The sequence below is a fragment of the Helicobacter pylori NCTC 11637 = CCUG 17874 = ATCC 43504 = JCM 12093 genome (genome assembly GCF_900478295.1).
Lineage (GTDB): Bacteria > Campylobacterota > Campylobacteria > Campylobacterales > Helicobacteraceae > Helicobacter > Helicobacter pylori.
Genome location: NZ_LS483488.1, coordinates 1,405,258 through 1,429,476, shown reverse-complemented (window position 1 = coordinate 1,429,476; position 24,219 = coordinate 1,405,258). Strand labels below are relative to the sequence as shown.

General features: G+C 39.1%; 27 protein-coding genes, 1 tRNA gene and 2 pseudogenes. 14 read left to right on the top strand and 16 right to left on the bottom strand.

Annotated elements, in window-relative coordinates:
- Positions 1-38: 38 nt before the first annotated feature.
- Positions 39-294: pseudogene (locus tag DQL14_RS08900) on the top strand (hypothetical protein).
- 171 nt (positions 295-465) lie between these two features.
- On the opposite strand, the gene copP reads toward DQL14_RS08900, so the two are convergent.
- The 7 genes and pseudogenes from copP to DQL14_RS07140 all read right to left on the bottom strand — a co-directional run bounded on the left by copP (position 466) and on the right by DQL14_RS07140 (position 7,121).
- The gene (copP, locus tag DQL14_RS07170) at positions 466-666 is read right to left on the bottom strand and encodes a copper-binding metallochaperone CopP (RefSeq protein ID WP_000648261.1); all 201 of its coding nucleotides are present in this window, start codon (positions 664-666) and stop codon (positions 466-468) included.
- Positions 667-2,892, bottom strand: coding sequence for a copper-translocating P-type ATPase CopA (gene copA / locus DQL14_RS07165; RefSeq protein ID WP_108169228.1), 2,226 nt, complete (start codon positions 2,890-2,892; stop codon positions 667-669). It abuts the gene before it with no gap.
- Positions 2,889-3,603 (bottom strand): annotated as a pseudogene (gene pssA / locus DQL14_RS07160) (CDP-diacylglycerol--serine O-phosphatidyltransferase). The gene copA and the pseudogene pssA overlap by 4 nt, the downstream one beginning before the upstream one ends.
- Complete coding sequence (locus DQL14_RS07155) at positions 3,593-3,847, bottom strand: hypothetical protein (protein ID WP_001203123.1); 255 nt, start codon at positions 3,845-3,847, stop codon at positions 3,593-3,595. The pseudogene pssA and the gene DQL14_RS07155 overlap by 11 nt, the downstream one beginning before the upstream one ends.
- 2 nt (positions 3,848-3,849) lie before the next feature.
- Positions 3,850-5,748 (bottom strand): ATP-dependent zinc metalloprotease FtsH, encoded by a 1,899-nt coding sequence (ftsH, locus tag DQL14_RS07150; protein WP_064437384.1) that lies wholly within the window; start codon positions 5,746-5,748, stop codon positions 3,850-3,852.
- An 8-nt stretch (positions 5,749-5,756) separates the two neighbouring features.
- Positions 5,757-6,746, bottom strand: a complete 990-nt coding sequence (gene prmA / locus DQL14_RS07145; RefSeq protein ID WP_108169227.1) for a 50S ribosomal protein L11 methyltransferase — start codon at positions 6,744-6,746, stop codon at positions 5,757-5,759.
- Positions 6,747-7,121, bottom strand: a complete 375-nt coding sequence (locus DQL14_RS07140; RefSeq protein WP_000772151.1) for a chemotaxis response regulator CheY — start codon at positions 7,119-7,121, stop codon at positions 6,747-6,749.
- Between the two features lie 289 nt (positions 7,122-7,410).
- On the opposite strand from DQL14_RS07140, the gene DQL14_RS07135 reads away from it, so the two are divergent.
- Positions 7,411-8,013: an outer membrane protein gene (locus DQL14_RS07135; protein WP_000291636.1), complete on the top strand. Its 603-nt coding sequence runs from the start codon at positions 7,411-7,413 to the stop codon at positions 8,011-8,013.
- A gap of 1 nt (position 8,014) precedes the next feature.
- On the opposite strand, the gene DQL14_RS07130 is transcribed toward DQL14_RS07135, so the two are convergent.
- The 9 genes from DQL14_RS07130 to panB form a co-directional block, all read right to left on the bottom strand.
- A tRNA-Ser gene (locus tag DQL14_RS07130) sits at positions 8,015-8,102 on the bottom strand.
- A gap of 43 nt (positions 8,103-8,145) precedes the next feature.
- On the bottom strand, positions 8,146-8,553 hold the full coding sequence (locus tag DQL14_RS07125) for a hypothetical protein (RefSeq protein WP_108169226.1): 408 nt from the start codon (positions 8,551-8,553) through the stop codon (positions 8,146-8,148).
- 2 nt (positions 8,554-8,555) lie between these two features.
- Positions 8,556-8,798, bottom strand: a complete 243-nt coding sequence (locus tag DQL14_RS07120) for a PP0621 family protein (RefSeq protein ID WP_000944406.1) — start codon at positions 8,796-8,798, stop codon at positions 8,556-8,558.
- Positions 8,792-9,328 carry a 16S rRNA (guanine(527)-N(7))-methyltransferase RsmG gene (gene rsmG, locus DQL14_RS07115; RefSeq protein WP_001068845.1) on the bottom strand — a complete coding sequence of 179 codons (537 nt, stop codon included), beginning with the start codon at positions 9,326-9,328 and terminating at the stop codon, positions 8,792-8,794. The genes DQL14_RS07120 and rsmG overlap by 7 nt, the downstream gene beginning before the upstream one ends.
- Positions 9,325-10,362, bottom strand: a complete 1,038-nt coding sequence (queA, locus tag DQL14_RS07110) for a tRNA preQ1(34) S-adenosylmethionine ribosyltransferase-isomerase QueA (RefSeq protein ID WP_108169225.1) — start codon at positions 10,360-10,362, stop codon at positions 9,325-9,327. Before queA ends, rsmG begins: the two co-directional genes overlap by 4 nt.
- Positions 10,363-11,097, bottom strand: a complete 735-nt coding sequence (gene tatC / locus DQL14_RS07105; protein ID WP_079340971.1) for a twin-arginine translocase subunit TatC — start codon at positions 11,095-11,097, stop codon at positions 10,363-10,365.
- On the bottom strand, positions 11,090-11,572 hold the full coding sequence (gene tatB / locus DQL14_RS07100; protein WP_108169224.1) for a Sec-independent protein translocase protein TatB: 483 nt from the start codon (positions 11,570-11,572) through the stop codon (positions 11,090-11,092). The genes tatC and tatB overlap by 8 nt, the downstream gene beginning before the upstream one ends.
- Before the next feature lie 67 nt (positions 11,573-11,639).
- Positions 11,640-12,650: a Holliday junction branch migration DNA helicase RuvB gene (gene ruvB, locus DQL14_RS07095; protein ID WP_000664529.1), complete on the bottom strand. Its 1,011-nt coding sequence runs from the start codon at positions 12,648-12,650 to the stop codon at positions 11,640-11,642.
- Complete coding sequence (gene panB, locus DQL14_RS07090) at positions 12,651-13,463, bottom strand: 3-methyl-2-oxobutanoate hydroxymethyltransferase (RefSeq protein ID WP_108169223.1); 813 nt, start codon at positions 13,461-13,463, stop codon at positions 12,651-12,653.
- Between the two features lie 148 nt (positions 13,464-13,611).
- Between panB and DQL14_RS07085 the strand changes: the two genes are divergently transcribed.
- From DQL14_RS07085 to DQL14_RS07030, 12 genes are read left to right on the top strand one after another with little or no spacing between them, the layout of a single operon-like run.
- Positions 13,612-14,334, top strand: coding sequence for a hypothetical protein (locus DQL14_RS07085; protein ID WP_000523298.1), 723 nt, complete (start codon positions 13,612-13,614; stop codon positions 14,332-14,334).
- Complete coding sequence (locus DQL14_RS07080) at positions 14,324-15,181, top strand: outer membrane beta-barrel protein (protein WP_108169222.1); 858 nt, start codon at positions 14,324-14,326, stop codon at positions 15,179-15,181. Before DQL14_RS07085 ends, DQL14_RS07080 begins: the two co-directional genes overlap by 11 nt.
- 8 nt (positions 15,182-15,189) lie before the next feature.
- Complete coding sequence (locus tag DQL14_RS07075) at positions 15,190-16,134, top strand: outer membrane beta-barrel protein (protein WP_108169221.1); 945 nt, start codon at positions 15,190-15,192, stop codon at positions 16,132-16,134.
- A gap of 9 nt (positions 16,135-16,143) precedes the next feature.
- A complete protein-coding gene (locus DQL14_RS07070) occupies positions 16,144-17,466 on the top strand; it encodes a M23 family metallopeptidase (RefSeq protein WP_162296888.1) in 1,323 nt (440 codons plus the stop codon).
- A 2-nt stretch (positions 17,467-17,468) separates the two neighbouring features.
- Positions 17,469-18,056 (top strand): septum site-determining protein MinC, encoded by a 588-nt coding sequence (gene minC, locus DQL14_RS07065; RefSeq protein WP_162296887.1) that lies wholly within the window; start codon positions 17,469-17,471, stop codon positions 18,054-18,056.
- Entirely contained in the window at positions 18,053-18,940 is an 888-nt protein-coding gene (lpxC, locus tag DQL14_RS07060) for a UDP-3-O-acyl-N-acetylglucosamine deacetylase (RefSeq protein ID WP_073469709.1), read from the top strand. The genes minC and lpxC overlap by 4 nt, the downstream gene beginning before the upstream one ends.
- Positions 18,941-18,960: 20 nt before the next feature.
- Positions 18,961-19,434: a tRNA threonylcarbamoyladenosine biosynthesis protein TsaB gene (locus DQL14_RS07055; protein ID WP_162296886.1), complete on the top strand. Its 474-nt coding sequence runs from the start codon at positions 18,961-18,963 to the stop codon at positions 19,432-19,434.
- A gap of 53 nt (positions 19,435-19,487) precedes the next feature.
- Positions 19,488-20,369, top strand: coding sequence for a homoserine kinase (thrB, locus tag DQL14_RS07050; protein ID WP_079369200.1), 882 nt, complete (start codon positions 19,488-19,490; stop codon positions 20,367-20,369).
- Complete coding sequence (locus DQL14_RS07045; RefSeq protein ID WP_172953002.1) at positions 20,356-20,610, top strand: DUF448 domain-containing protein; 255 nt, start codon at positions 20,356-20,358, stop codon at positions 20,608-20,610. The genes thrB and DQL14_RS07045 overlap by 14 nt, the downstream gene beginning before the upstream one ends.
- On the top strand, positions 20,607-23,441 hold the full coding sequence (gene infB / locus DQL14_RS07040; protein ID WP_108169219.1) for a translation initiation factor IF-2: 2,835 nt from the start codon (positions 20,607-20,609) through the stop codon (positions 23,439-23,441). The genes DQL14_RS07045 and infB overlap by 4 nt, the downstream gene beginning before the upstream one ends.
- The gene (rbfA, locus tag DQL14_RS07035; RefSeq protein WP_040158158.1) at positions 23,441-23,776 is read left to right on the top strand and encodes a 30S ribosome-binding factor RbfA; all 336 of its coding nucleotides are present in this window, start codon (positions 23,441-23,443) and stop codon (positions 23,774-23,776) included. Before infB ends, rbfA begins: the two co-directional genes overlap by 1 nt.
- Entirely contained in the window at positions 23,769-24,209 is a 441-nt protein-coding gene (locus DQL14_RS07030) for a ribosome maturation factor RimP (RefSeq protein WP_108169218.1), read from the top strand. Before rbfA ends, DQL14_RS07030 begins: the two co-directional genes overlap by 8 nt.
- The last annotated feature ends 10 nt before the right edge of the window (positions 24,210-24,219 follow it).

Sequence of the window (24,219 nt, the reverse complement as noted above, 5' to 3'; positions counted from 1 at the left end):
CAATATTGTGTTTTAGAAAGAATGCATGAGATAATCGCATGGATAGCCTAACACAGCGATTAGACAATGACTTAAAAGATGGTAACCCCCGTATTCGTGTCCCTATTGAATACATAAGGGGCTTATGCCCTATTGGCAACATGAAATGATGGAGCTATGCATGTTGTTTGTTAAAATCTGTGAACTGATTCGTTCGCAATGCAGAAGCAATCTGTCTCGTAATTCCCTTTTTTTATGGGTGGTGTAATTAGCGGCTTGAATAGGCAGATCCGTATGTATAAAAAATTGGAGTAAGAAAAGGGGGAAATGCGATAATTTCTTTCCCTTATTGTTATGATAAATCACCATTGAAGGGCGTAAAAACACCCAAACAAAGCATTAAAAGACAACAACCCTTTTGAATGCTGCGGTCTTTGGCTTATTTTTATATCAAACCACCCTTATCATTAACCCGCTACTTCTATATCACACTACCTCTTGTCCGGCATCTAATAAAGCTTCTTTAATTAAATCCTGTGTCGCTGGAGCGTCAAATTCTACAACCACGCTCTTTTTTTCCACGCTCGCATCAATAAAGCTCACGCCTTCAATTTCGCCCACAAATTTTTCAATTTTATCCACGCAATGATTACAAGTAATGCTTGGCACTTGAAAAGTTGCTTTCATTCAATGATCCTTAATTTTAAAATTCCTTAGCCTTTGGGAGTTTAAGACCACACTCACAGAGCTTAAACTCATCGCTAAACCCGCAATCGCCGGGCTTAACATGATATTAGCCTTATAAAGAACCCCACAAGCTAAAGGGATAAACACGCTATTATAACAAAAAGCCCAAAACAAATTTTCTTTGATATTTTTAATGGTCGCCTGGCTTAATTTAATCGCGCTATAAACCGATTTAATATCGTTGTTAAAGCTCACAATATCCGCTGCTTGCACGCTCACATCGCTCCCTTTAGCCATCACCACCGCCACATCGCTCATAGCAAGACTGGGAGCGTCATTCAAGCCATCGCCCACCATCATCACGATCTGCCCTTTTTCCTTAAGCTCTTTAATCTTGTTGAGCTTGTCTTGTGGTTTGGCGTTGCTGATATAACCATCAATCCCTAATTCAAGCACGCATTTTTTGACATTTTCCCTATTGTCCCCACTTAAAAGAAAAGTGTTAATGCCTAAATTTTTGATTTGAGCGATATGCTCTTTCACGCCTTTTTTGGGCAAATCTTCTAAAACAAACGCCCCTAAAAGCTCGTCTTCTTTTTCATTGATCACTCTACCCACAAACACTAAAATCCCGTTTTCTTGAATTTCTAGCGTGTTAATAGGGTTAAAAAATTCGCTGTTGCCCACTTTGATGATTTCTTTAGCGCCTTGATAATCTGTTTTAGCGCTAATGCCAAAACCCGTTTTCACTTTAACTCCGCTCATTTCTTTTAAGGGAGCGTTACGCTCTTTTGCGTATTCTACAATCCCTTTAGCGATGACATGCTCGCTGCTCTTTTCAATACTGAGCGCTAAACTCAATAGCTCTAATAATTCTATGTTAGAATGAACGCTTTTAACGACAGGCTTGCCGTTAGTGAGCGTGCCAGTTTTATCAAAAACGATCGTATTGACTAGCCTTGCTTTTTCTAAACTTTTAGCGTCTTTAAAAAATAAGCCTAAAGAACTCGCTTTCTGGTTCGCTACTAAAATGCTCATAGGCGTAGCCAATCCTAAAGCACAAGGGCAAGAAATCACTAAAACCGATACAAACACTTCTAAAGCGATTCCAAAATTCCACCAAAAATCAGGCTTAGGCGCGATGATGAGCCACACCACAAACGCTAAAATAGCGATAGCGATCACGCTTGGCACAAACACGCTTGAAACCTTATCCGCTAAGCGAGAAATCTCTGCCTTTGAGCTTTGAGCGTTATGGATCATTTCTACAATTTGAGACAAGGTGCTGTTTTTGTTATTTTGTGTGGCTTTCATTAAAAAACTCGTGTGGCTATTGAATGTCCCTGAAAAGACTTTATCGCCGACTTTTTTATAAACCGGCAACGCTTCGCCGCTTAACATGCTCTCATCTAATTCCCCCTCGCCCTCTATGATTTCGCCATCCACTGCAATCGCGCTTCCAGGGAGGACTTTCAAAATATCCCCCACCACAATGCTATCCACTAAAACTTCAATCTGTTGGTTATTTTGCATTTTAAGGGCGGTTTTTGGGGCGTTTTTTATCAAGGCTTGCATAGCGTCTAAAGCTTTGTCTTTAGAAACATTTTCAATGCGTTTGCCCACCATCACAAACATTAAAATCACGCACACGCTTTCAAAATAATAATGCCCATAAGACCGCTGGCTTGTATAAACGAAATACAATTGCCACAAGCTTGAAATTAAGGTAGCGCTTGTGCCTATGGCGATAAGGCTACTCATGTTGGGTTGTCTGTGCCATAAGGCTTTAAACCCTTGAATGTAAAAATCCCTCCCCAAATGCATGACAATGAGCGTGCCTATAAGCTGTAAGCATGCGTTTAAAAAATTACTATGATTATTAATCGTAAGCAAGCTTTCAGGTAAAAGGCTAGGACTAAGCATTGCCCCCATAGAAAGATACACCACAAAAAGCGTGAAAATAACCGCCAACGCTAATTTAACATTAGGGCTAAAAAATTCTTTTTTTTCTTCCGCTAGAGTTTTTTTAGGGCTATAACCCAGTTTTTCAATGAGTTTAAAAATCTCGTCTAAATTGGTTTCGTTTTCGTTAAATTCAATGTTAGCGCTCTTATTTAAAAGGTTCACTTCTATTTTTTTTACAAAACTCTTACGCCCTAAAGAGCGTTCAATCCCACTAGAACACGCCGTGCAAGTCATTCCCTCTATGTAAAAAGATTCTTTCATGCGCTTTTATTTTTATTAAAAATAATTTTTACCATTAAAAAGAGCCACCGAATGATGCCATAAATCAAATACAGCCCCATAAACACGCTTAAAGCTTCTAAAGGGCGCACAAACACTAACGATAAAAAAATCAACACTAAGATGAAAAGCTTGAGATTCCATTTGACTTTTTTAAAATTAGGGTAGCGGATATTGCTCACCATAAGCACCCCCAATAAAACAATAAAGCTTAAAAATAACTTTTCGGTATTTCCTTCTAAAAAATGGTATTTGTTATCCAATAACACACAAAGCACCACCAATACCGCCGCCGCAGGAATGGGGATACCGATGAAAGAATAGGGGTCGCTTGTGTTGGTGCTGATATTGAATCGTGCTAATCGTATCGCTCCAAAAATCACAAACAACGCACTCACCGCCATGCCTATGCGCCCAAAGTTATACCCCACATAAAAGTAAGTGATTAGGCTTGGGGCCACTCCAAAAGCGATTACATCAGCTAAGGAGTCAAATTCTATACCAAACTTGCTAGTGGTGTTGGTAAGCCTTGCGACACGCCCATCAAGCCCGTCTAAAATAAGGCTCGCTACCACTAACCAACACGCCATGACAAATTGGTAACTGGAAGCGTAAAAAATACTCATCATGCCTAAAAAAAATACTGCTAGCGGTAAAAAGATTGGGGAAAAGATAGAGAGGGTTAATAGGCATTAGAGATTCTTTTTAACTTGGCTTTTAGAATAGGAATAAAAACGATTTTAAAATCAATTATGGGAATAAAAATTTTACAAGCGCTAAAAAACTCACAAAAAAAGAGCGTTAGAGCAAACGCTTTATAACGCTGTTGATAAGTGCGGGTTTTTAGAAAACAAAATCTAAAAAAAAGCTTTAAACAAACAGAATGTTTATCATAAGGCTTTAAACCCTTATCAAAAATCTGTTTGTAAGCTCGCACTTTTAACTCGCTTGCTCTTCTAAAGGGATCAAACGGCTTTCTAAATTATTGGCGGTCTCGTATTCGCTGATGATTTCACGCACTCTTTCGCCTGTAATGACTTCTTTGTCAAACAATTCTTTGACCATGATCTCAATCGCTTCTCTATAGTCGCTTAAGGTTTGTTTGACATGTTTATAGCGTTCTTCTAGCAAGTTTTTAATGAAAAGATCCATTTCTTCTGCGGTCTTTTCGCTAAATTCCCTACTGCTTCCATAACCACCTCCTAAAAAGGCGTTCCGCTGTTTTTCTAACACCATAAGCCCACTGACACTGCTCATGCCGTAGTAACTCACCATGCCTTTAATAATATCAGTCGCTCTTTCTAAATCGTTGCTCGCACCGGTAGAAATTTCTTCCAAAAAGACATCTTCAGCCGCCCTCCCGCCTAAAAGCACATCAATTTCAGCGATGAGTTCGTGTTTTTGCATCAAGTATTTGTTTTCTTCAGGCGTGTTAAGGGTGTAGCCTAAAGCCGCCATGCCCCTTGGAATGATAGAAACTTTATTCACCCTAGCGCTCCCTTTAGTCATTTCAGAAATCACGGCATGCCCGCTTTCATGATAAGCGACGATTTTCTTTTCTTTAGGGCTGATGCGCCTGCTTTTCTTTTCTAACCCTGCAATCCCTCTTTCAACCGCTTCTTTTAAATGCTGTTGCCTGACTTCTTTTTGGTTGTTTCTTCCTGCTAAAAGCGCGGCTTCATTGATGATATTCGCTAAATCCGCTCCTGCAAGCCCTGCGGTGAGTTTGGCGACTTCTTGCAAATTCACATCATTAGCGAGTTTCACGCCTTTAATATGCACTTTTAAGATTTCTACCCTGCCATTAAAATCAGGCTTATCCACTAAAACCTGCCTGTCAAAGCGCCCTGGACGCATTAAGGCCGGGTCTAAGATTTCAGGGCGGTTCGTTGCAGCTAAGACAATCACAGGCGCGTTTTCGCTCCCAAAACCATCCATTTCAGCTAAGAGCTGGTTTAAGGTTTGCTCTCTTTCATCGTTCCCGCTCACTACGCCTCCAGCCGCTCGGCTTTTACCTATGGCATCAATTTCATCAATAAAAATGATGCTAGGGGCTTGTTTTTTAGCGGTTTCAAATAAATCCCTAACCCTGCTTGCCCCTAAGCCCACAAACATTTCAATAAAACTACTCCCTCCCATAGAGAAAAACGGCACATGCGCTTCGCCGGCCACCGCTTTGGCTAAAAGGGTTTTACCCGTTCCTGGAGGCCCTACTAATAACACGCCTTTAGGGATTTTAGCCCCTAAATTAGCGTATCGTTCAGGGTATTTTAAGAAATCTACGATTTCTACCACCTCTTCTTTGGCTTCTTCATTGCCTGCCATGTCATTAAAACGCACATTGGGTTTTTCAGCGTTAATGAGTTTTTTCGCGCTCCCCATGCCAAAAATACCCCCACCCATATTTTTTTGCATGCGGTTTGCCATAAACATCCATAGCCCTAAAATCACTAAAATAGGCATGAGCCACCCTAACATGTCGGTAAAAAAGTTAGACTCGCTAAAACCAGAATAATTGATTTTTTTCTCGTCTAACAAAGGCACTAAGGTTAGATCAGGCACTCGTTTAGCGATATAAATCACACGATTGTTGCCCTCTTTATGGCTGGCTTTGATCAAAGTTTGACCGATACTCACATTTTCCACTTCATTATTGCTGATGAGCTGTTTGATTTCATGATAGCTCACATTTTTAGTGCTAGAAGCTAAGAAATTGTCCGAAAAACTGCCATCAGAATTGAAAGAGCGTAGAAAAAAGATGAGTAAAATCCCTCCAAGAACCGCAAGGATAACGGGACTTTGAAAAAAAGGTTTTTTAGGTTCGTTCGTTGGTTTCATTATAATCCTTAATTTATTGGTTGTTTTTTAAGCAATTTTAGAGCGACCCATTCGTTACGCTGTCGCTGTTCTAAAACCTCAAATCCATTATAATAGATCTGTAAAACAGAGTTTAAATGGGTTTCTAAAATCCCTGACAAAATAAGAGTGTGGTTACAAAGCCGCACAAATTCACTATACAAACTCTTAATCACATCAGCGACAAGGTTCGCCACAATGATATCAAAACGCCCTTCAATTTTTTGCGTAGAGCCATAAATGACCTTATCTTGCACTAATAGGGGTATTTGATTCAAGCTAAAATTTTTTAGGGTTTCTTCAACGGCTAAACTATCCGTATCGCAAGCTACTAAAGCGCTAACGCCTTGTTTTTTTAAAGCGATGCTTAAAATCCCGCTCCCACAGCCCACATCTAAGGCGTTTTTGCGTTTTAAATCAAGGTCAGAGAGCAGTTCCAAACACATAGAAGTGCTTTCATGATGGCCTGATCCAAAGGCCAAAGCCGGATCAATCATTATGCAATCATCTGTAGAGATATGGCTTGGCTTTTGATGCCAACTAGGGTGTATGTAAAATTTGGCGCATTGCACCGGCAAAATAGCTTGTTTGTAAGCTTCTAGCCAGTCTTTTGAAGCCAAATTGCGTGAAAGATAGAAAAAATCAAACTCACTCTGCAGGTTTTGTTGCAAGCTCAAACAAAACGCTTCTAATGCTGGAATGAGCGAGCCGTTCAAATCCTTTTGAGAGCGTAAAATAACGAAATTTTTGAGATGTGGGGGTTTTTCTTTTAAATCTTTTTTTAGGGGGTCATGAGTGGCGAAATAACGCCAATTGGATTGGCTTATAAAGTCAATGGTTTCTTTATCGTCAAACGCTTTTAAACTTTCTAAGCTTGATTCTTCTAAGGCTAGATGCGTGGCGTCTAAAAGAAAGCTCTCAAAAAGCTCTCGCTCCTTAGGGAAGATAAAGAAAAACTCATAATACATTGGCTTTAACACTCAATCGTTTGTCCCTAAAACAACCTCTAATTTTTCTTTCAAAACTTGGGGGGTAAAAGGCTTCACAATGTAGTTATTCACGCCCGCTTTCAAAGCCGTAATGACCTCAGCCTTACCGCCCTCTGTGGTGATCATAATAATAGGGATTTCTTTAAAACGGCTATCGGAGCGCACCTTTTTAACGAGATCTAAGCCGTTCATTTCAGGCATGTTCCAATCTGTGATAAGCACCTTAGTGTCCGCATTAGCGTCTAGTTTCTCCCAAGCTTCCACCCCATGCTCAGCTTCTAAAACATCTTCATAGCCTAAGCGTGAAAGTGTGTTTTTAATAATTCTCCTCATAGTTGAGCTATCATCTACTACCAGTAGTTTCAAAGTGCTTCTCCTTTTAAGATTGCATTTAAATTAGGCTCTTTTTAAACAGCCAAAGCGTCTCTAACGCCTTATAATAATAAATCGTTCCAAATAATAGCATGTTTTGATTAAAATTACCTTGACCGACAATAATCATTGGCTAAATGGAGCGTTCAATGAGCGTTCTTATTTGTAAAAAAATTCAGTTTGTTTGCTATGATAATCGTTTAAAAGTAATAAAATAACTCTTGAGCGCGATAAAGGGTCATTGGATGGTTTGAAAAAAGAAAGACAAGGATTTTACAAGTAAGTGTATTATTTAAGAATTTTAATACTGAGTATAAGTTTTTTAAATATTTTAAATGCTGAAAATTTGAGTTATATGTCTTCTTCTTATCAAATAGGCACGGTGTTTATGCGCCCTTTAAACACCAACAAGCTTTTACAAGGAGCTTCAATCCTTCAAGGCTATGAAGTGAATCCTAAAAACGATTGGGCTTATTCTAGATATTATTTCTTTATAGATTATGGCAATGTGCTTTTTAATAATGACTCTACTTTGCAAGCGAACATGTTCACTTATGGGGTGGGAGGGGATTTCATGGTCGCCTACGCTAAAAACCCTATCAACCGCTGGGCTTTTTTCTTTGGCTTGCAACTGGCCGCTAACACATGGATACTCAACAATAAAGTCAAAGATTTGGTGGTGAATACTTGGGATTCATTAAAAGATTTCAATTTTCACAACACTTATTTCAGGGCTATTGGGAAATTTGGGGTGCAGTTTCGCACGATCGTTTTGTATCATAAGGTGGATGTAGAAATTGGCATGAAAATCTTTCTAACCCCTGAAAGGCGCAGTTTGTTTGAAAGGAGCTTTTTGTTTTTTGTTTCGCATTCGTGGCATTTTTAAATGGCGGAGAGAGAGGGATTCGAACCCTCGAAGGCTTGCACCTTACACGCGTTCCAGGCGTGCTCCTTCAACCACTCGGACATCTCCCCTTAAAAAAGGGCTTATTATAACTAAGATTTGTTTAAAAAGGGCTTATTTTAAAGGGAGTGAATCTTTAGAAATAACGCCATCTATTTGATTTTTAGCGCAAATTTCCCACAACTCTGTATCGTTTAAATCCATAAAAAATAAGATTTTGCTATCTAATAAGTAATTCGTGGCGTGTTGTTGGGCGAGTATCGCTTGTTTAATATCCTTAAAAATACAATAGAGCGGTTTGAAAGCGTTGAATAAAAAAAAGGCGTCCGTTTCTATCTTGTGCGATAAAAAGATCACGCTAAAATTGACGCCATTTTCACAGCAATACTTAGCTAATTCCAAATTTTTTGGGTGTGCTTCAAAACACACTATATCGTTATTGGCGCTGGAATGAATAGCATCGGTGTTTTTAATGAAAATAAAACGAGCGCTAGGGATTAAAGGGTGTCCTAAAATAAGCATATTTATCTCTTATCCTTCAAACAAGTTTCACTGCAATAGGCTACCGCTCCGCTGTAAATAGCGTCTTTGCTAGAGACATAGGTTTGGCATTTAGAGCATACAATCATGTGATCTTCTAATTCTTTAGGGGTCTGTTGCGTGTAAGAGTGGTTGTCTTTGGGGTCGTCTTTGTGGGGTTTTTGTCTCAAAAACAAACGCCATAAAACCCACACGATAATGAGTAGGGGGATTAAAATTCTTAACATAAACTTTCCTTTGATTTGTAAAAATAAACTCGTTTTTGATGCATAAAGCATTCAGTGTCTTTACAAGCGATTTCATCTTTTAACTGCTCGCCTTTATAGAATAAAAAATACCCCTTATCTTTTAGGAAGCGTTGGCTTTTTTCTATCAAAAAAGAAGAGCTAGCGACCGCTCTAGAAGTGATCAAATCCACTTGTAAAAGATTTTGATAATCTTCTAAACGCTTTTTAATAATTTCAATATTTTTTAAAGGCAAAACACTTTTAAGGTAGTTTAAAAAAGCTGCTCTTTTTATTCTTGGCTCTAAAAGAATGAATTTGACTTCAGGTTTTTCAAGGGCTAAAGGGATAGCAGGAAGTCCCGCCCCGCTCCCAATATCCAAACAACTTTTAAAATCTTTGATAAACTCTAAAGGTTTTAGAGCGTCTGTGATCTGGGGTTCTAACTCGCTTAAACGTTTCGCGCCGCTCAAGTTGTGCGTTTGATTCCATTCTAAAAGGATGCGCGCATAATCTTGCAATAAGGGGTTCATAAAATCAGCATCCCATCGCCATAAGAATAAAAACGATACTTCTTTTCTATGGCTATTTTGTAGATTTCTTTGGTTTTTTCTAAGCCCATCATCGCGCTTACAAGCATTAAAAGGCTTGATTTGGGCAAATGGAAATTAGTGAGCAAGTAATTAACATGCAAAATAGGATTAGCAAGATGCAAGAATATATCGCATTCAAACGCCTCTTGATTAGGGTTTTCTAAACGCTTAAAGTATTCCACGCTCCTTAAAGCGGTCGTGCCGATGCATAAAATCTCTTGGGATTTTTGCAAAATTTCTTGGCTCTTTTTAGGAATGCGTAAAACTTCTGTATGGATTTGATGCTCTCTAATATCCTTAGTTTCTACGCCAAGAAAAGTCCCAGCCCCCACATGCAAGGTTAAGAAAGCGTGCTTAAAATCTTTTAATAATTTTTCTAAGGTATTTTGAGAAAAATGCAATGACGCTGTAGGGGCAGCCACCGCACCCATGTGTTTAGCGAACACGCTCTGGTATTCATGCGCATCCAAACTTTCATCCGCTCTTTTAATATAAGGGGGTAAGGGCATATGCCCGTATTGCTCTAAAAGTTTTAAGATATTTTCTTGATTTAAGGGGGTTTTATTGTCATAAAAAGCGATCAAACGCTGGCCGTTATGGAGCAATTCCAAAACTTCAGCGTGATAATTTGCATCAAAAAAGATTTTGTCCCCCACTTTGATCTTGCCCTTGATTTGAGTTAGAGCGGTATTATCTTTAAAAAAGCGGTGGAAAAACACTTCGGTCGTTTTTGATGGCAAAAAGGCATGCTTAGATCCAAAAAGCCTGGCCTTCATCACTTTAGTGTCGTTCAACACAATAAGGGCGTTTTTAGGGAAAAAATCTAAAACATGTTCAAAAGTGGTGTGTGTGATTTTTTGCGAACGCCTTTCATAGACGAGTAATTTAGCCTTTTCTTTGGGCAAAATGGGGTAGTTGGCGATCAATTCTTTAGGTAAGTGGTAATTATAGCTTTCTAAATCAAATTCTTTCAACTAATTCTCTTTGGTGCCATTTTCGCTGTCTTCTCCGTTGTCTTTGGGAGCCGGATTGACCATTTTGGCGATTAAAATAGAAAGCCCATAAAGCCCCACTAAGGGCAACGCCATAAAAATTTGACTCACCACATCAGGGGGAGTGATAATGGCTGCTACAATAAAAATCACTACAATAGCGTATTTGAAATACGCCTTCAAACTCGCATCGGTAATCAAGCCCACTTTAGCTAAAAAATACGCCAAAACAGGCAATTCAAACGCCACGCCAAAGCCTAAAATCAAGCGCGTGAAAAAGCTCACATAACTGGACGCAGAAATATTAGCCGCAAACACATCGCTCCCAAAAGTAGCCAAGTATTCAATGATGAAAGGGAACACCACATAATAAGAAAACGCCGCCCCAATTAAAAACATCCCACTCCCAAAAAACACAAAAGGCAAAATCACTTTTTTTTCATTCTTGTAAAGCCCTGGAGCGATAAAGAGCCATAATTGCCAAAAAATAATGGGCATGGAAATGACGATAGCGGCTGAAAAACTGATTTTAACCGCTACCATGACCCCTTCAATAGGGGAGAGCTGAATGAGCGTGCCTTTATAGGAATTTTTAACAAATTCAAAAATACTTTTCCAAAAATGAAAGCACCCCAAAAACGCCACTAGAATCGTTCCTACAGAAACCATCAAACGCTTTCTTAATTCCTGTAAATGCGGTTTTAAATCTTCAAACATGCTCTTTTTCTTTGTCGTGTTCTTTAGCGTTGTTGTCGGTTGTTAATTGGACTTCTTTAAGAGGTTCATCGCTTGAAACTTCTTCATTTAAGGCTTCTTCATTGGAAACTTCTTTATTGGAGTGGTTAGGGGGTGCGTTGTTTTCTAGGCTTTGTTGGTAATCTTGCATCAAATCCTGAATGCTTTTAATCTCATTTTCTGCAGTTATTTTAGCGTCTTCTAATTCTTCAATCTTAACGCCCTTAAGACTCTCCACTTTATTTTCAAAGAGTTTTTGATACTCTAGAGTTTCTTTTTTGATTTCTTCAATATTGATTTCTTTATCTAAAGTGTCCTTAGCGTCATTGAGCGTTTTTTTAACCGCGCGAAAAAACTTCACCACATCCACGACAGCCTGGGGGAATTTTTCTGGCCCTAAAAAAATAATCGCCACAACCAACACCACAAGGATTTCAAAAAAGCCCATGCCAAACATAATAATCTACTTTTACACCCTTTAAAATTTTATCGTTATTGTAGTGTAATTTTCTTTCTAAACAAGGTTAAAATAAAGTTTGAGACTTTAAAGTGGGGATTTTTAAAAGCGCATGGGTTTTAGGCGTGGCGATTCTGCCTTTAGCGGTGCGCTCTAAATAACCATTAGCGAGTAAAAAAGGCTCAATCACATCTTCAATCGTGCCTTCATCTTCTCTCATAGACGCTGCAATCGTGTTCAAACCCACCGGTCGTCCTTGAGCGTTAGCCAACAAAGATAAATACGCCAAATCCGCTTCATCAAAGCCCAATTCATTCACGCCCAATTCATTCAAGGCATGCAAAGTGATGTTTAAATCCATCAAGCTTGAATTTTTGACGAGCGCAAAATCGCGCACCCTTTTTAAAAGCCTTAAAGCGATCCTTGGCGTGCCTCTACTCCTTTTAGCGATTTCATCAGCGCTTTCTTCTTTGATGTCTTGGTTGAGTTTAATGGCGGCTTTTTTAATGATAAGGGCTAGTTCGCTAGGGCTATAAAATTGCATTCTAAAACTCATGCCAAATCTGTCTCTTAAGGGGTTAGAGAGCATTCCGGCTCTAGTGGTAGCGCCGATGAGAGTGAAAGGGGGTAAATCAATTTTAATGGTTTGAGCCGCTGGGCCTGAGCCTATGATAATATCCAATCTAAAATCTTCCATAGCCGGGTATAAAACCTCTTCAATCGCTGGGCTGAGCCGGTGGATTTCATCAATAAAAAGAATGTCTTTAGCTTGCAAATTCGTCAAAATGGCGGCCAAATCACCGCTTTTTTCTATCATGGGAGCGGCGGTGATTTTGATATTGGTTTCCATTTCTTTAGCGATGATATGGCTGATTGAAGTTTTACCCAAACCGGGCGGGCCAAAAAAGAGCATGTGATCCAAACTTTCTTGGCGTTTTTTAGCCGCGCAAATAGAAATTTGCAAGTTGCTTTTAATCTTTTCTTGACCGATAAAATCTTCCCAAAGACTAGGGCGCAAACTCACTTCTTGAGAAGTTTCAAAATCCAAAGTTTCTAAATTGACTATCCGTTCTTTCATTTAATGATAACTTTCTAACTCGTTAGGGAAGTTTCCCTTTTTCACATCATCAGCGTATTGCTTGATAGCGTTTTGAACCAATTCTTTCCCTTTAAGGTATTCTCGCACGAATTTAGGCTTAAAGCTATCAAAAAAGCCTAACATATCGCTCCACACTAAAATCTGCCCGTCGCAATCTTTACCGCTCCCTATGCCGATCGTGGGGATTTTGATTGTTTGCGTGATTTTTTGAGCGATAGGGGTGGTTATACCCTCTAAAACCAACAAACCCGCCCCAGCTTCTTCTAAACTCAAAGCGTCTTCTAAAAGCTTTTTTTGTTGTTCTTCATTTTTGCCCTTAATCTTATAACCCCCATCAAGACGCACGAATTGGGGCATTAAGCCGATGTGTCCTACCACGATAACGCCCTCATCAGTGAGCGTTTTAACCAGTTTCGCTTTTTCTTTTCCTCCCTCTAGCTTGATCGCACTCGCTTGGGTTTCTTTATAAACCCTAATGGCGTTTTTTAGGGCTGTTTTTTCATCTTTATAGCTTCCAAAAGGCATGTCTGTGATGATAAAAGGAGTCTTAGCGCCTGCACACACGGCTTTGGTGTGATAGAGCATCATTCCCACACTCGCGCTTAAAGTGTCGTTTTGATTGAAAAAACTCATATTCAAGCTATCGCCCACTAAAATCACATCCACTAGCGGATCAAATATTTGAGCGAACAGCGCGTCATAAGCGGTAATGGCGATGATTTTTTCTTGATTTTTTTTAGCTTGGAGGTGGTTGAGAGTGATCTTTTTAATTGGGGCGGTTTGCATGCTCATTAAAAATCCTAAGTGTTAAATATAGTGGCATTGTAGCATGACTTTATTGGGGTGGGTAAAAATTTTACTCCATTTTAACCGGTCATTTTAATTATTTTAGTATAATTGAAAGAAACTTTTAACAAACAATTCAAGGGATTTGGCGATTTTGGGTCTTAAAAAACATGCTATTTTATGGTCTTTAATGGGGTTTTATGCGGGATTGAGTGCACTTGATTATGATACCCTAGACCCAAAATACTACAAGTATATCAAGTATTATAAAGCCTATGAAGATAAAGAAGTTGAAGAATTGATCAGAGACTTAAAAAGGGCGAACGCTAAAAGCGGGCTTATTTTAGGGATCAATACCGGGTTTTTTTACAACCATGAAATCATGGTTAGAACCAATAGCTCTAGCATCACAGGGAATATTTTAAATTATTTGTTCGCTTACGGCTTGCGTTTTGGCTATCAAACTTTCAGGCCGTCGTTTTTTGCGCGCTTGGTCAAGCCAAATATCATTGGCAGGCGCATTTATATCCAATATTATGGAGGGGCTCCTAAAAAAGCGGGCTTTGGGAGTGTGGGGTTTCAATCGGTTATGCTGAATGGGGATTTTTTATTGGATTTTCCTTTGCCTTTTGTGGGGAAATACCTTTATATGGGGGGTTATATGGGTTTAGGTTTAGGGGTTGTGGCGCATGGGGTGAATTATACGGCGGAATGGGGGATGTCTTTTAACGCAGGCTTGGCTCTAACGGTATTGGAAAAAAACCGCATTGAATTTGAATTTAAAATTTTAAATAATTTCCCTTTTTTGCAATCTAATTCTTCAAAAGAGACTTGGTGGGGAGCTATAGCAAGCATTGGGTATCAATATGTGTTCTAAAAAAATAAGAAATCTCATTTTATGCTTTGGTTTTATTTTAAGCTTGCACGCTGAAGAGAATACCGCTCAAGAGAATACGACTGAAGAAAACATGATTAAAGAAAATACCCCTAAAGACGCTCCCATTCTTTTGGAAGAAAAACGCACCCAAACGCTAGAGTTTGAAGAAGAAAAGGGGACTGCAAAAAAGATTGATGAAAAAAGCCTGCTTGAAGAAATCCATAAGAAAAAACGCCAGCTTTACATGCTTAAAGGGGAATTGCATGAAAAAAATGAATCCATCTTATTCCAGCAAATGGCTAAAAATAAGAGCGGTTTTTTTATAGGCGTAATTCTTGGCGATATAGGGATTAACGCTCATCCTTATGAGAAGTTTGAACTTTTAAGCAATATTCAAGCTTCTCCTTTGTTGTATGGCTTAAGGAGCGGGTATCAAAAGTATTTTGCTAACGGGATTAGCGCCTTACGCTTTTATGGGGAATATTTAGGGGGGGCGATGAAAGGGTTTAAAAGCGATTCTTTAGCCTCTTATCAAACCGCAAGCTTGAATATTGATTTGTTGATGGATAAGCCTATTGACAAAGAAAAAAGGTTTGCATTAGGGATATTTGGGGGCGTTGGAGTGGGGTGGAATGGGATGTATCAAAATTTAAAAGAGGTTAAAGGGTATTCACAGCCTAACGCTTTTGGGCTGGTGTTAAATTTAGGGGTGAGCATGACGCTTAACCTCAAACACCGCTTTGAATTAGCCTTAAAAATGCCTCCCTTAAAAGAGACTTCGCAAACCTTTTTATATTATTTTAAAAGCACTAATATTTATTATATTAGTTACAACTATTTATTGTAAAGGCTAAAATGTTGAAATTTAAATATGGTTTGATTTATATCGCGCTCATTATAGGACTTCAAGCGACAGATTATGACAATTTAGAAGAAGAAAACCAACAATTAGACGAAAAAATAAACCATTTAAAGCAACAGCTTACCGAAAAAGGGGTTTCGCCCAAAGAGATGGATAAGGATAAGTTTGAAGAAGAATATTTAGAGCGAACTTACCCAAAGATTTCTTCAAAGAAAAGAAACAAATTGCTCAAATCTTTTTCCATAGCCGATGATAAGAGTGGGGTTTTTTTAGGGGGTGGGTATGCTTATGGGGAACTTAACTTGTCTTATCAAGGGGAAATGTTAGACAGATATGGCGCGAATGCCCCTAGCGCGTTTAAAAACAATATCAATATTAACGCTCCTGTTTCTATGATTAGCGTTAAATTCGGGTATCAAAAATACTTTGTGCCTTATTTTGGGACACGATTTTATGGGGATTTATTGCTTGGGGGTGGGGTGTTAAAAGAGGATGCAATCAAGCAGCCTGTAGGCTCGTTTATTTATGTTTTAGGGGCTATGAATACGGATTTATTGTTTGATATGCCTTTAGATTTTAAAACTAAAAAGCATTTTTTAGGCGTTTATGCGGGTTTTGGGATAGGGCTTATGCTCTATCAAGACAAGCCTAATCAAAACGGGAGGAATTTGGTGGTAGGGGGCTATTCAAGCCCTAATTTTTTATGGAAATCTTTGATTGAAGTGGATTACACTTTTAATGTGGGCGTGAGTTTAACGCTTTATAGGAAACACCGCTTAGAGATTGGCACAAAATTGCCGATTAGCTATTTGAGAATGGGAGTGGAAGAGGGAGCGCTCTATCAAAATAAAGAAGATGATGAGCGTTTGTTGATTTCGGCTAACAACCAGTTCAAGCGATCCAGTTTTTTATTAGTGAATTATGCGTTTATTTTTTAAGGCTTGATCTTGGAGTTAAGGTTTAAAATTTTAGCGTTAGTCGTTTTAATTTTAGGGGGTTATTTGATTTTTAACGCTTTAATCACAAAACCTAGAGCTTTAAGTTTTAGTTTAAGCAGCAAAGAGGGCGCGTTTAATGACAATGATGGAACGCTTTTTTGGGATTTAAAAAAACCCATTAAGATTAAAATAGTAGCCCCAAAGGGCATCAAGCGCTATGAATTAAAAGTAACCACACAAGATAATTTGATCTTATATGAAAAAGAAAATCTGGTATTGGATAAACCCAAGTCTTTAGAAGTGCCTTTGACTAGGCCCGAAATCATGGGGCTAGAAGACAAGTGCCTTTTATATGAAATTAAAGCTAATGATTGGAGTTATGCTAATTTTTTCAATGGCAATAAAGCGTCTTTCAAACAAGAAGTGTGTGTTGATACGATAAAACCCTCAATCACTATTTTATCTCGTTCTCCAAGCATCGCTTATGGAGGGAGCGCGATAGTTGTTTTTGAAGCTTTGGATAAGAATTTGTCTCAAGCGTTTGTGCGCGTCAAAAAAAAGGATTTTGAAGCTTTCAGGCTTTTAGAATTCAAACAGCGTAATGTTTTTATCGCTCTAGTGCCTTGGCCTTATAAAAATAAGGATTTTAAGGCGTTCATTGTCGCTAAAGATAAAGCCTATAACTCCAATACCGCCCCTTTATTGTTCAAGCGAAAAACCCATCGTTTGAGGGAAAAAGATATAGACTTAAGCGCCTTAAAAGATAAGATTGCAAAGCAAGAAAAATTTCAAAACGACACTGAACAAACTTTATTGGAAAGATTTTCCAACGCACGCCTAAAAGATTTGGAAAAAATCCAAAAGATCGCTTTAGAGCAAGGGGATTTTTATAAGGATTTTTCTCATTTTCAAGCGCTAAAACCCTTGAACGGGCCTTTTAAAATGGCAAGCAATTTTTTAGAAAATCGGCGTATCTTAAAGGACAATCAGGTGTTGTTCCAATTCTTGCATTTAGGGGTGGATTTGATACCTAGCAAGGATTTATCCTTAGCGTTTGATCCATCGGTGAAGAGGGTTTTTAAGGGGGAGTTCGATTTTTATGGTAATAGTTTAATCCATTGCTATGGGCTGGGTTTGTGCGTTTTTTTAGCCCACTTAAAAGATGATGAAAGCGTGGGGAGTAGTGGTTTGAAATTAGGGAGCGGGTTGCATTTAGGGATGCTTTTGCAAGGGGTTTTTGTCCGGCCCAATGAATGGCTTAATGAGCAATGGATAAAAACCAATATCATCACCCCCATAGAGCAAGCCAAACGGCTTTTAATGAAAGGATAGTCATGTTAAAAACGAATCAAAAAAATGTGCATGCGTTTGAAATTGAAAAGCAAGAGCCTAAAGCGGTCATAGGATTTTTAGAAAAAAACCATGCCCTTTTGCAGTATTTTCTTATTATATTTAAATATGATATTGAACCAGAAGTCAAAGCCATTTTGCACAAACACCAGCTTTTGTTTTTGGAAACGAATCGCGCTTTAAACGGGCGTCATATCAAAACCATGTCTTTAAAAGAAGAAACCGATCATCCAAAACCCAATCATTCTAAAACAGAAACTAAAACAACGATTTATGAGCGCCATATCAGGAGTGGGGAAGAGATTTATAGCGCTAATCACCTTATTTTTTTGGGTAATATCCACAATGGAGCCAAGATTATTTCAGAAGGCTGTGTGTCGGTTTATGGGGTTTGCGAAGGGGCGATCGTGTGCTTTGGAGAGTGTTTGATTTTGAAAGAAGTCAAGAGCGCTCAAATCGTTTTTCAAAATAAAATTTTATCTCTAAAAGAGGTTGAACGGCTTTTGGTAAATAAAAATATTAAAATAATCACTAAAAATGACGATATACTAGACATAAAGGAAGTATTATGAAGCAAACAACCATTAACCACTCTGTGGAATTAGTAGGGATAGGCTTGCACAAGGGCGTTCCTGTGAAGCTTGTTTTAGAGCCTTTAGAAGAAAATCAAGGCATTGTTTTTTACCGCTCTGATTTGGGCGTGAAGCTCCCCTTAAAACCTGAAAACATTGTGGATACCAAAATGGCAACCGTGTTGGGTAAGGATAACGCTAGGATTTCTACAATTGAGCATTTGCTTTCAGCTGTCCATGCGTATGGCATTGACAATCTTAAGATCTCTGTGGATAACGAAGAAATCCCTATCATGGATGGGAGTGCTTTGACTTATTGCATGCTTTTAGACGAAGCAGGGATTAAAGAACTAGACGCTCCTAAAAAGGTGATGGAAATCAAGCAAGCTATTGAGGTTAGAGAAGGCGATAAATTTGTTAAGATTGAGCCAGACAGCCAACTTTCTTTGAATTTCACGATTGATTTTAACCATCCGGTTATCGCTAAGCAAGCCCACCATTTCGTTTTTAGTAAAACCGCTTACAAAGAGCAAGTCGCTAAAGCTCGCACCTTTGGATTTTTGCAAGAAGTGAATTACTTGCGATCCATTGGTTTGGCTAAAGGGGGGAGTTTGAATAATTGCATCGTGCTAGATGAAAACAGCATTTTGAACAAAGAGGGTTTGAGGTGCGAAAAGGAGTTTGTGTGCCATAAGATTTTAGACGCTATGGGGGATCTAATGGTTTTAGGCATGCCTGTGATGGGCAAATACACTTCTTTTTCAGGGAGTCATAAGCTCAATTCCATGTTGGTTAAAGCCATTTTAGCGGACGCTAAAAATTACGAAGTTTTGATCGCTACAGATCCAGCTAAAGAATTTGCGTTGCAAAAGGCTTTCGCTTAATCCTAAATTAGGGTTTATTTTTGGAATTGGATTTAGCACTTATCTCTTTAGGCGAGGGGGTCTTGCTTGGGGTGTATCAAAACAATTTTTTAGGCACTTCTTACACTTCTAAAGCAAAAACAAGCGAAGCTTTGGTGGAAGTTTTTTCGCAATTATTTGAAGGTTTTAAAAACCCTACTTTACCGGCGATTAAGGGAGTTTATTACGCTAAAGGGCCAGGGAGTTTCACTAGCTTAAAACTCACGCATGTTTTCTTACACACTTTGGCTTTAATCCATGACTTTGAACTCTATTCCACCACAGGCTTTGATTTTAACGACAACACGCCCATTTTAGCGTATGCCAATAAATACTTTGTTTCAAAAGAAATGGAAAGCTTGAGCGATTTTAAAGATTTGAAAATCGCGCCAAAAGATTTCATGCTGCCCTCTTTTTTAGAGAAAGACAAATTCACCCAATTGAACACGCCGTTTTACATTTTGCCTCCTATTTAGTGTATAATGCTAGTTTTAAAAATGAAAGGGTATCAACAATAGGGGTTTAAAATTTGGTAGTGAGTGTTCCTGCAACAAGTGCTAATTTAGGCCCCGGTTTTGATTGCTTGGGTTTGAGCTTGAATTTACGCAATCGTTTTTTTATTGAGCCTAGTAATATCCATGCGGTGAAATTGGTTGGGGAGGGTGAAGGGATCCCTAAGTTTTTAACCAACAATATTTTCACTAAGGTTTTTTATGAGATTTTAAAAAAGCATGGGAATGACGGCTCATTTAAATTTTTATTGCATAATAAAGTCCCTATTACAAGGGGCATGGGGTCTAGCTCGGCGATGATTGTGGGGGCGGTCGCTTCAGCGTTTGCGTTTTTAGGGTTTGATTTTGATAGAGAAAATATTGTCAATACCGCTCTAATTTATGAAAACCACCCGGATAATATCACCCCAGCAGTGTTTGGGGGGTATAATGCAGCGTTTGTGGAAAAAAAGAAAGTGATAAGTTTAAAAACCAAAATCCCTTCTTTTTTAAAAGCGGTGATGGTGATCCCTAATAGGGCCATTTCTACCAAGCAATCGCGCCACCTCTTGCCCAAGCGTTACAGCGTGCAAGAAAGCGTGTTTAACCTTTCGCATGCGAGTTTGATGACGATGGCGATTGTGCAGGGGAAGTGGGATTTATTGCGTTGTTGCTCTAAAGACAGGATGCATCAATATAAGCGCATGCAAACTTATCCCGTGTTGTTTGCGATCCAAAAGCTCGCTTTAGAAAATAACGCCCTAATGAGCACGCTTTCAGGGAGCGGTTCGTCGTTTTTTAACATGTGTTATGAAGAAGACGCCCCTAAATTGAAACAGGTTTTGAGCAAGAAATTCCCTAAATTCAGGGTAGCGGTTTTAGATTTTGACAATGATGGAGTCCTTATTGAGAAAGACTGAAATTAAAATCCGCATGTGTGTGGCGTGCAGAATGCGCCAACCCCAAAAGGATTTGTTGCGTTTGAAAAGCTTTGACAATCAAATCATGGAGTTTGATGGCAAAGGCCGTAGTTTCTATGTGTGTGAAAATTGTTTGAAAAATGGAGAAAAAAAGTTGTTGAAAGCGGTTTCAAAAATGAAGAATGCCCCAAAAGATGTTAAAAATATCATTACTTGGATTAAGGAGAGAAGCATAGCATGAGCGAGATGGTTGATTTAAAAAAATTTGTAATTGAGCTTGGTAAGACCCAAAAAGAGCTTAAAAATATAATCGAGCAAGCCAAAGACATTGGTTTAGAGCTTAAAACAAATTCTAAAATGACCCCAGAGCAAGCAGGCAAGCTATACAAATATATTGTGGAGGGCATTAAAGAACAAATACAAGCCAATCAACCCGCTAAAAATCCTGAACAAGACAATAAAGATGATTTGAATACAGCCCAAACGCTCAAACCCCTTGACAAAAAGGTTTCCAAAACGCCTAAAAAAGAAGAAACAAAAAGCCAGCCAAAGCCCAAAAAAACTAAAGAAAAGAAAAAAGAATCTCCCACGCCCATTGCCAAAAAAAAAGGAGGGATAGAGATTGTCAATACTTTTGAAAACCAAACGCCCCCTGCAGAAAACACCCCTAAAGTGGTTAGCCATTCTCAAATAGAAAAAGCCAAGCAAAAGCTCCAAGAAATCCAAAAAAGCCGAGAAGCCCTAAACAAGCTCACCCAAAGCAACACTAATAACGCCAGTAACGCTAACAACGCTAAAAAAGAAATCAGCGAAGTTAAAAAGCAAGAGCAAGAGATCAAACGCCATGAGAATATCAAAAGATACACGGGCTTTAGGGTGATTAAACGCAACAATGAAACAGAAAATGAAACTGAAAACAGCGTAACAGAAAGCAAAAAACCCACTCAAAGCGCAGCGGCTATTTTTGAAGACATTAAAAAAGAATGGCAAGAAAAAGACAAGCAAGAAGCTAAAAAAGCCAAAAAACCCAGTAAGCCCAAACTCACCCCCACAGCCAAAAACAACAAATCCCATAAAATTGATTTTAGCGATGCGAGGGATTTTAAGGGCAATGATATTTATGATGATGAAACCGATGAAATCTTATTGTTTGATTTGCATGAACAAGATAATCTCAATAAGGAAGAAGAAGAAAAAGAAATCCGCCAAAATATCAACGACAGGGTGCGCGTCCAAAGAAAAAACCCTTGGATGAATGAAAGCGGGATCAAACGACAATCCAAGAAAAAGCGTGCATTCCGTAACGATAACAGCCAAAAAGTGATCCAAAGCGCGATTGCAATCCCTGAAGAAGTGCGCGTCTATGAATTCGCGCAAAAAGCGAATTTGAATCTGGCTGATGTGATTAAAACCCTCTTTAATTTAGGGCTTATGGTAACTAAAAACGACTTTTTGGATAAGGATAGTATAGAAATTTTAGCCGAAGAGTTCCATTTAGAAATTTCTGTTCAAAACACTTTAGAAGAATTTGAAGTGGAAGAAGTGCTAGAGGGGGTGAAAAAAGAGCGCCCGCCTGTGGTTACTATCATGGGGCATGTTGATCATGGTAAAACTTCGCTATTGGATAAAATCCGTGATAAAAGAGTCGCTCACACGGAAGCTGGGGGGATCACTCAGCACATTGGCGCTTACATGGTAGAAAAGAATGATAAGTGGGTGTCTTTCATTGACACCCCAGGGCATGAAGCCTTTAGCCAGATGCGTAATCGTGGGGCTCAAGTTACAGATATTGCAGTGATTGTGATAGCGGCTGATGATGGCGTGAAGCAACAGACTATTGAAGCGTTAGAGCATGCAAAGGCCGCTAATGTGCCTGTGATTTTTGCGATGAATAAAATGGATAAGCCTAATGTGAATCCGGACAAACTCAAAGCCGAATGCGCTGAGCTTGGCTATAACCCTGTGGATTGGGGCGGAGAGCATGAGTTTATCCCTGTTTCGGCTAAAACGGGCGATGGCATTGACAATTTATTAGAAACCATTCTTATCCAAGCGGATATTATGGAATTGAAAGCCATAGAAGAGGGCAGCGCTAGAGCGGTTGTTTTAGAAGGAAGCGTGGAAAAAGGGCGTGGGGCAGTGGCCACTGTGATTGTCCAAAGCGGGACTTTGAGCGTGGGGGATAGTTTTTTTGTCGAAACCGCGTTTGGTAAAGTAAGAACGATGACTGATGATCAAGGCAAGAGCATTCAAAATTTAAAACCCTCTATGGTGGCTCTCATCACAGGCTTGAGCGAAGTGCCTCCTGCGGGATCTGTTTTAATAGGGGTAGAAAACGATTCTATCGCGCGCTTGCAAGCTCAAAAGAGGGCGACTTATTTGCGCCAAAAAGCGTTGAGTAAAAGCACTAAAGTGTCTTTTGATGAGCTTTCAGAAATGGTCGCTAATAAGGAATTGAAAAACATTCCTGTAGTCATTAAAGCGGACACGCAAGGAAGCTTAGAAGCCATTAAAAACAGCCTGTTGGAGCTTAATAACGAAGAAGTGGCGATTCAAGTGATCCACTCAGGGGTGGGGGGCATTACTGAGAATGATTTAAGCCTAGTCTCTAGCAGTGAGCATGCCGTGATTTTAGGCTTTAATATCCGCCCCACCGGTAATGTGAAAAATAAGGCTAAAGAATACAATGTGAGCATTAAAACTTACACGGTGATTTATGCCTTGATTGAGGAAATGCGATCGCTGTTATTAGGCTTGATGAGTCCTATTATTGAAGAAGAGCATACTGGGCAAGCGGAAGTGAGAGAAACCTTTAATATCCCTAAAGTTGGCATGATAGCCGGGTGTGTGGTGAGCGATGGGGTGATCGCTCGTGGCATTAAGGCGCGTTTGATTAGAGATGGCGTGGTGGTTCATACCGGTGAAATCCTTTCTTTGAAACGCTTTAAAAATGATGTGAAAGAAGTTTCTAAGGGCTATGAGTGTGGGATCATGCTAGACAATTATAACGAAATTAAAGTGGGCGATGTGTTTGAAACCTATAAAGAAATCCATAAAAAAAGAACCCTCTAATGAACGCTCATAAAGAACGCTTAGAATCCAATCTTTTAGAATTACTACAAGAGGCTTTAGCGAGTTTGAACGACAGTGAGTTGAATTCTTTAAGCGTTACTAAAGTGGAATGCTCTAAAGGGAAGCACCACGCTTTTGTGTTTGTGCTTTCACAAGATCATAAAATCCTTTCTAAATTGAAAAAAGCTGAGGGTCTTATCAGGCAGTTTGTTTTGCAGGCGAGCGGGTGGTTTAAATGCCCAAAACTCAGTTTTGTTTCAGACAATAGCTTAGAAAAGCAGCTCCGCCTAGACGCCATATTTAATGAAATCGCTAAAGGGAAAGGTAATGACTAAAAAAATAGAAGAGAAAATAGAGGGCGTGATTGAAAGTTTGGGTTATTTGCTTTATGATGTGAGTTTGGTTAAAGAAAACGAGCAGCATGTTTTAAGGGTGAGCCTTAAAAACCCTAATGGAGCGGTTAGTTTGGACATTTGCCAACAAGTGAGCGAGGTGATTTCGCCCTTATTAGATGTGTGCGATTTTATTCAAGACGCTTATATCTTAGAAGTGAGCTCTATGGGGTTAGAAAGAACGCTTAAAACCCCCAAACATTTCAAGCTTTCTTTAGGCGAAAAAGTGGAAGTCAAACTCACAAATAAAGAAAGCTTTCAAGCCATCCTTAAAGACGCTAACGATTGGAGCGCGGATTTTGAATTAGAGGATCACGCTATCAAAAGCGTGGAGTATAAAGATTTAAAGAAAGTTAAAACGCTTTTTGAGTGGTGAAATAACGCTA